Below are 14,925 nucleotides of genomic sequence, written 5' to 3'. Positions count from 1 at the left end.
GTAATGGTTGCCAAATGGTATCTAACCTTGCTGAAATTATTCCGGGTACAGAAAACTGGCCTCGCTTTGTTCGCAACAAATCAGAGCGTTTTGAAGCTCGTGTTGGCTTAGTACGTATCAACGAAACTAACTCACACTGGTTTAAAGGTATGGCTGGTTCACATATGCCAATCGCTGTTTCTCACGGAGAAGGTCGAGCAGAATTCAAGCGGGCAGATCAGCTTGATAATTTGCAAAAACAAAATCTCGTGATTGCACAATACATTGATAATAATCTACAACCAACGGAAGTTTATCCAGCTAACCCGAACGGTTCAGCCCAAGGGATTACCGCTATCAGCAACGCAGACGGACGTGTAGCAGTAATGATGCCTCACCCAGAACGTGTATTCCGCACAGTCAGCAACTCTTGGCACCCTGAAGACTGGAGTGAAGACGGTGCTTGGATGAGATTATTTAGAAATGCGAGAGTGGTATTTTAGAATCTATCTATGTTAATTTATTGGCTAATTGAATATTACTTAATACCAAGAGGAATGAATTATGGCTGATACCAAAAAAAGTAAAATCCAATATATCAATATGGAAAAAAGATTTGGTTATATTTCTAAGCTAACAGAAGAAGAATCTAAGGATTATTTTTTCCTAGAAAAAGATCTTATTAATATAGATTTTGATAAACTATCGAAAGGTTTAACAGTAATATTTCAGATAGAAACAAGAAAAAATGTGAAATATGCAAGAAATATAAAATTAGATTCTGAGAATATTCCTGTAAGTATAACTAATGATGAAAATATAGAGGATAATATTAATCCATATAAAACTGATAATTATTTGTATCCAGGAGCAACTATAAATGATAGTGAATTAATTATAGGTATAGTTAGTCCTGTAGGAGCGGAATCTGACATAATTATAGATTCGTTAATAACTAAATTACAGAAATTTAGTTATTATGCTGATACAATAAAATTATCATCTCTCCTTCCTAAGTTTGAGACTAAAAATGATACAGGAGAATATGATAGAATAAAACATTACATAAAACAGGGTGATCTGTTGAGAGAAAGAAGTCAAAATAATGCAATTTTAGCTACTGGTGCAATAAAATTAATAGCTGAAAAGAGGGAAGAAAATAAACAAAATAAGAAAGTATATATTATTGATTCATTAAAACATCCAGATGAAGTAGAACTTTTAAGAAAAGTCTATGGAGAGGGTTTTTATTTATTCGGAATACATGCTGATAAAGACAGAAGGCTAGATTTTTTAAGTGAAAAGGGATGTGAACCTGAGCAAGCAAACGAATTAATTAACACTGATGAAAATGAAAACATTTCTCACGGTCAAAAAACTAGAGATACTTATCACCTCTCTGACTTTTTCTTAAATATAGGGAATAACACAGATCAAGTTAGAAACACTTTACAAAGATTTTTAGATTTAATTTTTTCTAATCCATACCTAAATCCAACTTTCGATGAGTTTGCGATGTTTATGGCATTTAATAGTTCTGTGAGATCGGGTGATTTATCACGACAAGTAGGAGCTGTTATTAGTAAAAAAGAACAAATTGTTGCAACTGGAGCAAATGATGTACCAAAATTTGGAGGTGGATTATATTGGGCAGTCCAAAATAGTGACGGAAAAATAGAAGATATAGAAAGTGGGAAAGATTATAAGAAAGGATTTGATTCAAATAAAAATGCACAAAATGAAATGATTCAGAGAATTTTAAGACAATCAGATAATTTATTTTCAGAAGAAGAAAAACAAAAGAAGAAACTGATGCTTGAAGAAATATTAAAAAAGAGCCAAATAGCAGATCTCACTGAATTTGGTAGGGTTGTTCATGCAGAAATGGAAGCTATATTATCATGTGGAAGAGAAGGTATTTCTACCTTAAATTCTGTTTTATATTGTACAACTTTTCCCTGCCATAATTGTGCAAAACATATAATAGCATCTGGAATTCAGAGAGTTGTTTACGTTGAACCTTATCCGAAAAGTAAAGCGTTAGATTTCCATTCAGAATCAATAGAGTTGAAATCATCTTTTGATATCAATACACCAATTACAAATAATAAAGTAATATTTGAGCCATTTATTGGCGTTGGTCCGCGTAGATTCTTAGATCTATTCTCGATGAGTTTAGGTGCTGGTATCAAATTAAAGAGAAAACAAAAAACAGGGGCAATCCTATCATGGGATAATGATTCTAAATCAATTAGAACACCTTTATTAACAGAATCTTATAGAGACTTAGAAAAAAAAGCTTTATCTATTTGGGAAGAAGGATCAAATTAACCACTTACACATACTAAACCTGGAAATTAGTTATTCATTAAATTAATACCTTAAGGCTTTTTTATTTAATATAAAATGACGAACACTCTACTCACAATCCTATACTGTTTACCGGTGGTAGCAACTTTGCTACCACTGTTACCTATTAACCATTGGACTGTGCGGATCTTTGATTTTCCACGGTTGCAAATTGCAGTGTTGAATCTGATCTGCTTGGTGCTTAGCTACTTCTTTTATGTTGAGCCAACATGGTTGTCGGTCATACTCCACTTACTCAATATTGGCTGTTTTGCTTATCAGTTTTGGGAAATTTCTGCTTATACTCGGTTAGCGAAAAAACAAGTCGTGCAATATCATGGTAAGCAAGATGGACGCAGTATTTCATTACTGACAACCAATGTATTAACGCCTAATCGACAAGCCCACAAATTGCTAGCACTCATTGAAAAATGGCAACCTGATGTTGTACTCACCCTAGAAAGTGATAAATGGTGGGAAGAGCAACTTGCTCCAATCGAAAAAAGCTATACCTATACAGTAAAAATTCCGTTGGATAATTTATATGGAATGCATTTGTATAGTCGCTTGCCATTACGTAATACCGAAGTTCGCCATTGGGTACAAGAAGATATTCCCTCCATATATACTGAAGCTTGTTTACCTTCTGGTGAATGGATTCATTTCTATTGTTTGCACCCTATGCCACCGACACCAACCGAAAGCGCTACTTCAACCAATCGAGATGCAGAATTGCTGTTAGTTGGGCAAGAGATAAAAAATAACAATAAAGAAGTGTTAGTTTTTGGTGATTTGAATGATGTGGCATGGTCATCCACTTCTCGTTTATTCCAACGAACAAGTGGATTACTAGATCCTCGTATCGGACGTGGATTATTCAGTACCTTCCATGCAAAATATCCTTTCTTACGCTGGCCACTCGATCATATTTTCCATAGTAATGATTTTATGGTGCGTGAAATTCGAGTGTTACCTGAAATTGGTTCAGATCACTTCCCTGTTTATGGTAGTTTCCAATACAAACCTGAAGTAGAAAATATTCAAGATACACCTGATGTTGATAAGGAAGATCACAAAGAGGCAAAAGAAAGGATTGATAAGGCAGATCCTGCAAAGAAAGTGATTTTTGAGAAGTATCAAAAAGTTTACGAAAACTAACATGATTTTGTGAGCTTTTTATCCGTAGTATTAATTTTATACATAATATGCACTTACTTTATTGTAAATCACTAATTAATTAGACAATTATGCAACATATAACTTTTGAGCATCATCATGCTCACCATTATAAGATTCAAACAGAATCCAAAAAAACACTTTGGATTTCATTAGTGTTAACTTTACTGTTTGCTTTAATAGAATTAATTGGTGGCTTGCTGAGTGGTTCCTTAGCTCTTATCTCTGACTCATTTCATATGTTTTCAGATGCCTTAGCACTAGTGTTAAGTATGATTGCCATCTACTATGTTGCGAAAAAATCAGATAAACGTTTTACCTATGGCTATGCCCGATTAGAAATTATTGCAGCATTTCTGAATGGGCTAGCTTTGATTATCATTGCTCTAGGTATTTTATATGAAGGCATTATTCGATTAGTTAATCCTATTGCCATTGATTTTAATCTTATGATGACGGTTGCTATCATTGGACTCGTTATTAATATTATTTTAACTTTTATTTTAATGCGTAGCTTAAAAGCTGAAAATAACCTAAATATCAAAAGTGCCTTATGGCATTTTATTGGTGATTTACTCAATTCAGTTGGTGTAATTATTGCTGCAATACTTATTAAATTAACAGGTATCTCTGAAATTGATGCGTTAGTCAGCTTAATTGTTGGAGTAGTAATCTTCTTAGGTGGTTATAAAATTTGTAAAGCCGCATTTTATATTTTGATGGAAGCCGTACCTAAAGGATTGAAGACAGATGAAGTTTATAAAACAATTTTATCAATTGAGGGGGTATCAGATATCCATGAATTTCATTTATGGAGTATTTCAGACGATTTATATAGCTTATCTTTCCATGTCATACTAACTCGATACGACAGTTTCAATGATTACAAAATTGTGCAAAACCTCACCAATATTTTAAAAGAAAAGCATGGTATTAATCATGTCACTATTCAAATAGAAAACCCTAAAATTAATAATCATTTTGAAGTATAAATAAAAAATCCTCTGGCAGAAAATGCTATCAGAGGATTTTTGTTATTATAAATTAGGGTGAATTAGGTGAATTAAGGTCTATAAATAAATTCAACACCTTCATCATCTTCTTCTGTCCAACCATCGTCATCCAGATCATCCCAATCGTCTTCAGTAATTGGATTTTTCATCGCTTGTTGATGATAATCATCCCACTTAAATTCAACTTCTTCGACTGGTTTATCTTCTTCCTCAATACGTGGATGCGCTTCAATAAAGTCCATGATATTGTGGAGTAACTCTTGAACATTATCGCCCGTAGCCGCAGAAATAATATAATATTCGCCTTCCCAACCAATTTGCTCTGCAATTTCAGCCGCACGTTTTTCTGCTTCTTCTTGCCCAATCACATCTAATTTATTGAAAACAAGCCATTGTGGTTTATCCGCTAATTTTTCACTGTATTGGTAAAGTTCAGATTCAATGATTGAAATATTATCTGCAGGGTCACTTTCATCAATCGGCATAATATCAACTAAATGGATCAACACTCGGCAACGCTCTAAATGTTTTAAAAAACGAATACCTAATCCTGCACCATCAGCGGCTCCTTCGATTAGCCCTGGAATATCTGCAATCACAAAACTGCGATCAGAACTTGCACGAGCCACACCTAAGCTTGGTACCAATGTGGTGAATGGATAATCTGCTACTTTTGGTTTTGCCGCTGATACAGCACGAATAAAGGTTGATTTACCCGCATTTGGTAAACCTAACATTCCTACATCTGCTAACAACATAAGCTCTAGCATAAGATCACGTTTTTCACCTGGAGTACCATTCGTTTTTTGGCGGGGTGCGCGGTTTACTGATGATTTAAAGCGAGTATTACCTAAACCATGAAATCCACCTTTTGCCACTAGCATTTTCATACCGTGCTTGGTTAAATCACCAATAATCTCTTGCGTATCGTTATCTATTGCTCTTGTTCCAACTGGTACACGTAACGTAATATCTTTACCACGATGCCCTGTACAATTTGAACCTCGGCCATTTTCACCACGACCTGCTGCAAAGCGTTTTTCGAAACGGTAGTCAATGAGGGTATTTAGGTTTTCATCTGCGATTAAATAAACATCTCCACCATCACCGCCATCACCGCCATCAGGCCCACCTTTTGGGATAAATTTTTCACGGCGAAAACTCACACATCCATTTCCACCATCGCCTGCTTCAATTCGAATCAGCGCTTCATCTATAAATTTCATTTTTTCTCCTATTTGCTCAAAATAGCAGACAAGCGGTAAGATCACACTTATCTTTTGCCATTTTTAAGCAATCTATTAAATCCGTCGCATTTGACGACGGTAAATTATTTTGTGTCCTGCAGCAGCCGATAATGCCCCAAGTACAACTAATCCTGCACCAATATAACTTAACGTATTTAAATCTGGTTCAGTAAAATGTTCAGGAGCAATCAAATAAGCTAACTCAGTAAAAATAATGGTTAATATTGGCATTTGAGGCATCAACATACTGACTTTCGCTACTTCCCAGCGATTTAGCGCTTCTGCATAACATCCATAGGCAATGATGGTATTCAAACAACAAAAAATTAAGCATCCCCATGTAAATGGCGTAAGATTACTAATCTGACTCACATCTTTAAAAGGGGTAAATACAATTGCACACCCTATATAAATAAAGAGTAAAATTTGTTGTGAACTAAACTGACTTAACATCATTTTTTGGGCGATACCATAACCCACCCAAACTAAGCTTGCAGCAACGCTAATTAAGATCCCAATAGCATAAGTATTCATTTCACCAAAGTCGCCAAAGCGATCATTAAAAAATAATGCTAGTCCAATTAGCAGTAAAACTAAACCTAATTTTTGATGTAACCCTAAACGTTCATTAAATAAAAAGATCCCACTTAAGATCATTGAAAAAGAAGAAAGAGGACTCAATACTTGACCAGCTGCTGCTGGTATATAATTTAGTGAAAAGTTAAATAAATAAAAATTTGCAGAAAGCCCTACTATGCCTAAAAGGATAAGCCAACGATAAGTCTTGGTTAAAGCGGTCAGTTTAGGTAATTTTTTTGTAAAAAGTAAAATCAAGAAAATACCAATTGCCGCAGTCACAAATCGAAACCATACTATCGTTTGTGCATTCATTGCTGTTAATAAAGGTTGTAATACTACTGGAAGTGTACTCCACATAATAGCTGTTATTAATGCAAGAAAAAAACCAAGAACAGGTTGTTGTTTCATATTTTTACTTCTTCTAATACAAAAAACCCCGCCAAATTAGCGAGGTTTTCTTATTCTTAATTTGAAGATTACTCAGCAATAATACTTACGTATTTACGGCTTTTTTCACCTTTAACTTCAAATTTTACTTTACCGTCTGCAGTTGCAAATAAAGTATGATCTCTACCCATTCCTACATTTGTACCTGCGTGGAATTTAGTACCACGTTGACGAACGATAATGCTACCTGCTAAAACAGACTCGCCACCGAAACGTTTAACACCAAGGCGTTTAGCTTCAGAATCACGACCGTTACGAGTCGAACCACCAGCTTTTTTAGTTGCCATCTACTTGATCTCCTCTGAAATTATGCTTGAATCCCAGTGATTTTCACTTCTGTGAACCACTGACGATGACCTTGTTGTTTACGACTATGTTTACGACGGCGGAATTTAACAATCTTAATTTTATCGCCACGACCGTGAGAAACAACTTCTGCTACCACTTTACCACCAGCAACAACTGGGGTACCAATTTTAACATCTTCACCATTAACGACCATTAACACTGAGTCAAACTCAACTTTCTCACCAGTCGCTACTTCAAGTTTTTCTAAACGAACAACTTGACCTTCGCTTACTCGGTGTTGTTTGCCGCCACTTTGGAAAACTGCGTACATATTTACTCCGCTAATCTGTGCTTTTCGCTACGCTTTCAGCACTTTTAAATTCACATAAAATAGGTGTGCGATTTTACGCAAAAACTGCTCATAGGGCAAGTAACATTTTGAGAAAAATGCAAATTTTTCGTATTCTTGTAAAAGCCACACTGTATATAAAAAAGGTTGTCTAAATAAATCAATTCAAACAACCTTTAGAAACCTAGAGTTAATTATTAATCTCCACGATTTTAATTAGCCCATTTAAATTCACCATTAACAGCTGTACCTAACACTTTAAAGCGATGATCAAATACAGCAAGGTTTGCGATCTTACCTGCTTTAATTGATCCTAAATGATCGTCTACATGGATCGCTTTTGCTGGATAGATCGTACACATCCGAATCGCTTCTTCAAGTGAAATTCCTACATGTTGAACTACATTTTCAATAGATTCAATCATTGTTGCAGCCGATCCGCCCAAGCTACCAAATTCATCAATACATTTACCATCTTTGAATAATACCTTCTTACCGACAAAGATAAATGAATCAATATTTGCACCAGCAGGTGCAACAGCATCAGTTACAAGCACTAACTTCTCACCTTTCACTTTTTTCGCAAGGCGGATATTACTCCATGCAATATGATGACCATCAGCAATAATACCAGTATAAACATCACTATCTAATACTGCACCCACAACACCTGGATCACGCCCTGAACTAACAGGTGACATCGCATTATGTAAGTGAGTTGCAAAACTTGCCCCTTCTTTAAAGCGTTGTGTAGCTTCTTCATAAGTTGCATTTGAATGACCGATAGACACAATAATACCTGCATCAATAAATTTATTAATGTGGTCTGCTGTTTTATTTTCAGCCGCCAAGGTTAGTTTGGTAATAACATCGCCATTTTTGCAAAGATAATCGATCATCTCATCGCTTGCTTCACGAATAAATTCTGGGCGGTGTACCCCTTTTTTCTTCACACTGATATAAGGGCCTTCTAAGTGTAATCCTAATGCTTGGTTTTTATATTTTGCTAAATAATCACGCATCACTTGAATCGCCTGTTTCATATCTTCATCTGGTGAAGTAATGAAAGTTGGCAAATAACTAGTTGTACCTGATTTCAAGTTAGTTTCTTGCATTATTTCAAGGGTGCGCACACTGATATCCTCATTGAACATCACGCCGCCACACCCATTGATTTGTACATCAATAAATCCAGCGGTAAGATTAGCCCCTTTTAAATCTACACTTGGAATGGAAGAATCTAAATCCTTTTCAAAAACGATTGCTTCAATTTTATCATCTTTAACAATAACAGCATGTTGGTAAAGTACATCATCTTCTGTATAAATAACGCTGTTAGTTAATGCATAATGATTCATAATATTCTCCTAACGAGCCACATGTTGCTCTAGCTGTTTAAAGTATTTCACTGTTTTTACTTTAAGTTCCTGTGTTGCAGGTTCATCACATACAACTACTGCTTTTTTATGCATTTGTAATGCACTAATTGTCCACATATGGTTTACTGGACCTTCAACACAAGCTTGTAGTGCTAATGCTTTGTTATAGCCTGTCACTAAAATAAGTACTTCTTCCGCATCCAATAATGTGCCTACACCAACCGTCAATGCAAATTTTGGTACTTGGTTAATATCATTATTGAAGAAACGAGAATTAGCGATCAAGGTATCTTCGGTTAATGTTTTGATACGTGTACGTGATCCGAGTGAGGAAGCTGGTTCATTAAATGCGATATGTCCATCAACACCTACCCCCCCCATAAATAGATGAATTTTGCCATAAGAACGAATTTTTGCTTCATAACGTTCACATTCTGCATCAACATCATTTGTCATACCATCAAGCAAATTAATATTTTCTGCTGGAATATCAATGTGATTAAATAAATTTTCATGCATAAATGTATGATAACTTTCTGGGTGTTCTTTTGGTAAGCCTAAATATTCATCCATATTAAAAGTAACAACATTCTTGAAACTCACTTCACCAGCTTTATGTAATCTAATTAATTCTTGATAGGTTTTTTGTGGTGTCCCACCCGTTGGTAAACCTAATACAAAAGGTTTTTGGGCTGTTGGTTTAAACGCATTAATTTTATCAACGATATAACGAGCAGACCATTGACTTACTTGCTCGGCAGAATCTAAAGGAACTAAACGCATATAATCTCCTTGATAGTTATAACTTGAAATAAAACTTCAATATTAAAATTATATAAGAAAAATCACTTCATTTGTAATGATATTTGCCTAATTTTTGAAAAAGATCATATTTTAACTTATTCAACTAGAATCAACTGTGATAAAACTTGCCCTGTGACTTTTTCTTTAATAATTCGCCAATTTGCAGGTAAGCTCAAAGGTGGATGTTCTTTTTCTGTTTCCACATAAATCAAGGCATTTTCTGCAAGCCATTTATTCTTTTCTAAGTGAGCCAACACTTGCGGAACAAATCCAAAATGAAATGGTGGATCAACAAATACAATATCAAAGGGTACTTCACTATTTTTTTGAGCAAGAAATTGTAAACTATCCGTATGAATTACTTCCCCTTTGTCTGTTTTTAGGCTAACCAAATTCTTTTTTAATTGATTAGCTGCATTTGTAAATTTTTCTAAGAAAGTGACCGCTTGTGCCTGACGAGACAAGGCCTCAATGCCAAGTGAGCCACTGCCCGCAAAGCAGTCTAAACAGCGAGAATGAGGGATATCACTCATTAACCAATTGAATAAGGTTTCTTTCATTCTATCTGTGGTAGGACGCAAACCCTCCGCATTCAATACTGGTAATTTGCGTCCCCGCCATAGTCCAGCAATAACACGAACTTCACCCATTGATAACTTTTGTTTAGAAATCTTTATTTTTTTCATATCAAACAGCAAAAACCATTACTAAAAAATGATAAACTATAGGAGATAGTGTATTCCATTTTCAACAAAAATGGATTTTTAATTGAGGAGAAAAGAATAAATGGCAGAAGAGAAAAAGAAAAAAGGATTTTGGTCTTGGTTGGGATTAGGTAAAAAAGAAGAAAAAGTAGAAGAATTAACCACTACTCCAGAAGAAGAACAACACTCTCCAGCATCTCAAGAAGCAGTAGAATTAGTTACTGAAACTGCCGAAAAATTAGATCCTATTAGCGAAAGTGATGATAGTACTATTGTAGTAGCAGAAGAGCAAACTGTTGTAGAGCAAATTGAATCATCAAATTCATCACAAATAGTTGAAGAACACATCAAAGAACTAACAGAGGAAACAGCGAAGCCTGTTGATGCCATTACTGATAAAGAAGATGATACGACTATCGTAAAAGAAAACATTCCTGAAGTGGTGAGTCCATCGAATGATATAAATGTAGGAATAGAAACTACACAAGATGAACTCAATAACACAGAATCTGTTATTGAGGAAAAGCAAATCTCTACTGATACTATCGAATTAGCACCAAAAGAAGATGAATACCAAGAAAAACCAACGAGTGAAAGTAGTTTTTTCAGCCGATTAGTTAAAGGATTAATTAAAACCAAAGAAAATATCGGATCTGGCTTTCGCAATTTCTTCCGTGGTAAGAAAATTGATGATGAATTATTTGAAGAATTAGAAGAACAACTTTTAATTGCTGATTTAGGTATGCCGACAACCACAAAAATTATAGATAATTTGACTCAGCATGCTTCTAAAAAACAACTACAAGATGCTGAATTATTGTATCAACAACTAAAAATTGAGCTAGCAAATGTACTTACTCCTGTTGCAGAACCATTGATTATTACCAACAAAAAACCTTATGTCATTTTAATGGTTGGAGTAAATGGTGTCGGCAAAACAACTACAATTGGTAAGTTAGCTCGCAAATTTCAAGCTGAAGGAAAATCTGTTATGTTAGCAGCAGGCGATACTTTCCGAGCAGCTGCAGTGGAACAGCTACAGGTTTGGGGTGAACGCAATCATATTCCTGTTGTAGCACAAAGTACTGGTTCAGATTCTGCCTCCGTTATTTTTGATGCAATGCAATCCGCTGCCGCAAAAGGGATTGATGTACTAATTGCTGATACCGCAGGACGTTTACAAAATAAAAATAATTTAATGGATGAGTTGAAGAAAATTGTCCGTGTTATGAAAAAACATGATGAAACAGCTCCTCATGAAATTATGCTGACCTTAGATGCAGGGACAGGACAAAATGCAATCAGTCAAGCTAAACTCTTTAATGAAGCCGTTGGACTTACTGGCATTACCTTAACTAAATTAGATGGTACAGCCAAAGGTGGTGTCATTTTTGCAATAGCAGATCAATTCAAATTACCTATTCGTTATATTGGTGTAGGTGAAAAAATTGAAGATTTACGTCAATTTGATGCAAATGAATTTATTGACGCCTTATTTAGTCATGAGGATAAAAAATAATGATTACATTTACAGATGTAAGTAAAGCTTATAAAGGTGGAGGAAAACTTGCACTACAAGGGATTAGCTTCCACTTACCTAAAGGCGAAATGGCATATATTACCGGACATTCAGGTGCAGGAAAAACAACTCTACTTAAACTGATCATGGGTATAGAACGGGCTAATGGTGGACAAGTAGTATTTAATGGGTATGATATTACTCGTCTAGCCGAACATGAGCTACCTTTTCTTCGCCGACATATTGGTATGGTACATCAAAATTATAGTTTACTCACCGATCGTTCTATTCTAGACAATGTAGCACTGCCACTCATCATTATGGGATTAAACAGAACTACTGTAGAAAGAGAAGCAAGAATGGCTTTAGCTAGAGTTGGGTTAGAAAATAAAGCTAATTTTCGCCCTCTACATCTCTCTGGTGGAGAACAACAGCGAGTCGATATTGCTCGAGCGATCGTCCATCGTCCACAACTACTACTAGCTGACGAACCTACAGGAAATTTAGATGATAAACTTTCTTTTGAAATTTTCCGTCTATTTGAAGAGTTCAATCAAACAGGAACAACAGTTTTAGTTGCGACCCATGACACACATATTATCGCACAACGTCCCAAACCTTGTTTAGTATTAGAAGAAGGTCACTTAAAAGGTTAAAAAATAATGCTTAATTCAATGAATACACAAACCCGTTATATTTTGCGTTCTGTATGGCTAGATCTTAAGCAACGTAAACTTGGTACTTTTTTAACTATTCTCGTTATTGCTGTTTCGTTAACCATTCCAACCATTAGCTATCTCCTTTGGAAAAATACAAAACAAGCTGCTGATGAGTTTTATCCTGAACCAGAATTGACGGTTTATCTACATAAGAATTTATCAGATCGTGATATAGATACTGTAGTTGATAATATCCGTCAATTTGATGCCAATAAAATAGAATCCTTAGAGTATATTTCACGCCAACAAAGTCTAGAGGAATTTCAAACTTGGTCTGGTTTTGGTGAAGCATTAGAAGTGTTAGATAATAATCCTCTTCCTGCAGTAGTTATTTTAAAACCTAAAAAAGAATTTACTTCTTCTGAGGATATGCTTACTTTCCGCGACGGACTACAAAAAATAAAAGGAATTCAAGAGGTTAGATTAGATAATGGTTGGTTAGAAAAATTAACTTCTTTAAACCAACTAATCGCTCGAATTGCCATAACTTGTACTTTACTTATGCTTGTAGCCGTTTTCTTAGTTATCAGTAACAGTGTACGTTCAGATGTTTCAAATAGTCGAGCATCCATTAATGTAATGCAATTACTCGGCGCTACAGACTATTTTATCTCACGTCCTTTCATCTATATTGGAATGATTTACGGATTATTAGGTAGTATCTTAGCAATTATTTTTAGTTTGATGACTATAAGCTATTTTACGAGTGTCGTACGTTATGTTACCGATATGTTCACTGTCAAATTTGAATTACATGCTTTTGATTTTAGTGAAGTAGTATTAATTATTGTTTCTACCATCTTCTTAGGCTGGTTATCCGCACAAATTGCCACAAATAGTCATATTCAAAAAATTGGTTCAAAATACTAGTTTTGACAAGCGGTGAGATTATGCAAAAGTTTTACTTAATCTTACCGCTTTATTATCACTCCTCACTTAAAATTATTTCTCGCATTAGGTTTCTGTAATTGAATATTTTCATTCTTGAGTGGTAAATTTTCATCCATCTGCCAAGCATTCCAACTACCATCATATACAGTCGTATTTTCCCACCCCGCTAATTGCGTTATAAACCAAGCAATTGTTGCTCGCCATCCTGTTCCACAGTAAAAAGCTAAAAAATCACCCTTTTGAATACCTTGCTCTTCCCATAGCCGAAATATTTCATCAGGATTGCGTAGCGTCCCATCTGGCGAGAAATAATCATTCATATTAGAAATATCCGTACCTGCAAATCCCCAGATAGCATCTATCGGTTCGCCTTTTCTTGAAATATAGGTATAACCACTTGTTTGCCCAATATACTCATCCCAAGATCGATTACTAACTAATTTAAGTCCTTGTTGCTGATGATAAAGAATATCTTTCGGTGTAGAAATATTAAAATGAGGATTCAATGGAATATCTCCTCCGAACTCAACTTCTCTAATTGGGTAATTTACTTCTTCCTCAACCTCAAAACCCGAAGATAACCAGCTGGAAAAATTACCGTCTAACACACGGACATCATTTACACCAGCCCAACGTAAAACCCAAAATATTCGATAGGCAGCTAGTTGATTAGTCGAATAAAGAATAATAGTTTTGTCTTGTGTAATACCATTATCTAATAGATTTTGTCTAATTTCTTCTGCTGGTAAAAGATTCCATACAGGTCCAGACTCAATCCAATCTGTATCAAAATAATAGGCGGTTGGAATATGTATTTTATAATCTTCTGAAGATTCTTGCTTTCCCCAAGACACATGAAATAGCATAAAGTTATTGGTTTGTATCGCCTCAATCTCTTTCCCTATCAGCAAGTTATTTAACCATTCCGCAGATATGCTATATTCAAAATAAGGAAAAATGACAAGCGGTCGGTTACTCTCTATATATTGCAAAAAATAGGGAAAAATTAAAACACGAAACCCATGTAATAAAAGACTCTTACCTAGATCTGTTGCTCTAAGTAAATCCATATCGTAAATAATTAATATTTTGGATTTATCTAAACCTTTATCGCCTGCAAAGGTTGTAAATTTTGAGGGAGTAATGTGAGCTAACCAGTCAGCATTAAATTGTATGGCATTAGGAATATGCCCACCTCTCGTTATATTTTTATGTTTGAAACCATTAAAAAAGTAATTATTACGACTATCGACGAGAATATAGTTAGGATTATTGACTAATTCATTGAAAGATTTATAAGAAATTGTTTTCATTAACATTGATTAAACCTTAATACGAATGTTGTGAAACTCAAATAGAAAAACAAAAGGCGTACCTACCGATACGCCTCTCTTATGCCTAATTCATCAATAATTATTTGATGATTTTCGCTACAACGCCCGCACCTACTGTACGACCACCTTCACGAATCGCAAAACGTAA

General features: G+C 35.1%; 16 protein-coding genes. 7 read left to right on the top strand and 9 right to left on the bottom strand.

What is annotated here, in order from left to right:
* The 4 genes from Q1J40_RS01775 to Q1J40_RS01760 form a co-directional block, all read left to right on the top strand.
* Nucleotides 1–482 (top strand): phosphoribosylformylglycinamidine synthase subunit PurQ (locus tag Q1J40_RS01775; protein ID WP_301098318.1); only part of this gene is annotated, 482 nt, incomplete at its 5' end.
* A 61-nt stretch (nucleotides 483–543) separates the two neighbouring features.
* The gene (locus Q1J40_RS01770) at nucleotides 544–2,310 is read left to right on the top strand and encodes an anti-phage dCTP deaminase (protein ID WP_301098317.1); all 1,767 of its coding nucleotides are present in this window, start codon (nucleotides 544–546) and stop codon (nucleotides 2,308–2,310) included.
* A 75-nt stretch (nucleotides 2,311–2,385) separates the two neighbouring features.
* On the top strand, nucleotides 2,386–3,486 hold the full coding sequence (locus Q1J40_RS01765) for an endonuclease/exonuclease/phosphatase family protein (protein ID WP_363321846.1): 1,101 nt from the start codon (nucleotides 2,386–2,388) through the stop codon (nucleotides 3,484–3,486).
* A gap of 89 nt (nucleotides 3,487–3,575) precedes the next feature.
* Nucleotides 3,576–4,496 carry a cation diffusion facilitator family transporter gene (locus Q1J40_RS01760; protein ID WP_301098315.1) on the top strand — a complete coding sequence of 307 codons (921 nt, stop codon included), beginning with the start codon at nucleotides 3,576–3,578 and terminating at the stop codon, nucleotides 4,494–4,496.
* Between the two features lie 71 nt (nucleotides 4,497–4,567).
* Here the strand turns inward: Q1J40_RS01760 and cgtA are convergent, their stop codons facing one another.
* The 7 genes from cgtA to rsmD all read right to left on the bottom strand — a co-directional run bounded on the left by cgtA (nucleotide 4,568) and on the right by rsmD (nucleotide 10,296).
* Entirely contained in the window at nucleotides 4,568–5,743 is a 1,176-nt protein-coding gene (gene cgtA, locus Q1J40_RS01755; protein ID WP_301098314.1) for an Obg family GTPase CgtA, read from the bottom strand.
* A gap of 75 nt (nucleotides 5,744–5,818) precedes the next feature.
* Nucleotides 5,819–6,751, bottom strand: coding sequence for a DMT family transporter (locus tag Q1J40_RS01750; protein ID WP_301098313.1), 933 nt, complete (start codon nucleotides 6,749–6,751; stop codon nucleotides 5,819–5,821).
* A 68-nt stretch (nucleotides 6,752–6,819) separates the two neighbouring features.
* Nucleotides 6,820–7,077: a 50S ribosomal protein L27 gene (rpmA, locus tag Q1J40_RS01745; RefSeq protein ID WP_121124341.1), complete on the bottom strand. Its 258-nt coding sequence runs from the start codon at nucleotides 7,075–7,077 to the stop codon at nucleotides 6,820–6,822.
* Between the two features lie 20 nt (nucleotides 7,078–7,097).
* Entirely contained in the window at nucleotides 7,098–7,409 is a 312-nt protein-coding gene (gene rplU / locus Q1J40_RS01740) for a 50S ribosomal protein L21 (protein WP_301098312.1), read from the bottom strand.
* Between the two features lie 230 nt (nucleotides 7,410–7,639).
* Nucleotides 7,640–8,785 carry an N-acetylglucosamine-6-phosphate deacetylase gene (nagA, locus tag Q1J40_RS01735; protein ID WP_301098311.1) on the bottom strand — a complete coding sequence of 382 codons (1,146 nt, stop codon included), beginning with the start codon at nucleotides 8,783–8,785 and terminating at the stop codon, nucleotides 7,640–7,642.
* Between the two features lie 9 nt (nucleotides 8,786–8,794).
* Entirely contained in the window at nucleotides 8,795–9,589 is a 795-nt protein-coding gene (gene nagB, locus Q1J40_RS01730) for a glucosamine-6-phosphate deaminase (protein ID WP_301098310.1), read from the bottom strand.
* Between the two features lie 116 nt (nucleotides 9,590–9,705).
* A complete protein-coding gene (gene rsmD, locus Q1J40_RS01725) occupies nucleotides 9,706–10,296 on the bottom strand; it encodes a 16S rRNA (guanine(966)-N(2))-methyltransferase RsmD (RefSeq protein WP_301098309.1) in 591 nt (196 codons plus the stop codon).
* A gap of 100 nt (nucleotides 10,297–10,396) precedes the next feature.
* On the opposite strand from rsmD, the gene ftsY reads away from it, so the two are divergent.
* Genes ftsY through ftsX form a run of 3 tightly spaced genes read left to right on the top strand, consistent with a single transcriptional unit; the run spans nucleotide 10,397 to nucleotide 13,422 of the window.
* Nucleotides 10,397–11,833, top strand: coding sequence for a signal recognition particle-docking protein FtsY (ftsY, locus tag Q1J40_RS01720; RefSeq protein WP_301098308.1), 1,437 nt, complete (start codon nucleotides 10,397–10,399; stop codon nucleotides 11,831–11,833).
* Nucleotides 11,833–12,489, top strand: coding sequence for a cell division ATP-binding protein FtsE (gene ftsE, locus Q1J40_RS01715; protein WP_301098307.1), 657 nt, complete (start codon nucleotides 11,833–11,835; stop codon nucleotides 12,487–12,489). Before ftsY ends, ftsE begins: the two co-directional genes overlap by 1 nt.
* A gap of 6 nt (nucleotides 12,490–12,495) precedes the next feature.
* A complete protein-coding gene (ftsX, locus tag Q1J40_RS01710; protein WP_301098306.1) occupies nucleotides 12,496–13,422 on the top strand; it encodes a permease-like cell division protein FtsX in 927 nt (308 codons plus the stop codon).
* A gap of 62 nt (nucleotides 13,423–13,484) precedes the next feature.
* Here ftsX and Q1J40_RS01705 read toward each other — a convergent pair whose 3' ends face one another.
* Together Q1J40_RS01705 and Q1J40_RS01700 are read right to left on the bottom strand one after the other, a co-directional pair.
* Nucleotides 13,485–14,762, bottom strand: coding sequence for a sulfurtransferase (locus Q1J40_RS01705; protein WP_301098305.1), 1,278 nt, complete (start codon nucleotides 14,760–14,762; stop codon nucleotides 13,485–13,487).
* A gap of 94 nt (nucleotides 14,763–14,856) precedes the next feature.
* Nucleotides 14,857–14,925 (bottom strand): EF-Tu C-terminal domain-related protein (locus Q1J40_RS01700; protein ID WP_078536286.1); only part of this gene is annotated, 69 nt, incomplete at its 5' end.

The organism is Otariodibacter sp., assembly GCF_029256985.1.
Lineage (GTDB): Bacteria > Pseudomonadota > Gammaproteobacteria > Enterobacterales > Pasteurellaceae > Otariodibacter.
Note: the sequence above shows the minus strand (reverse complement) of the source record. Positions and strands in the feature narration are given on the sequence as shown.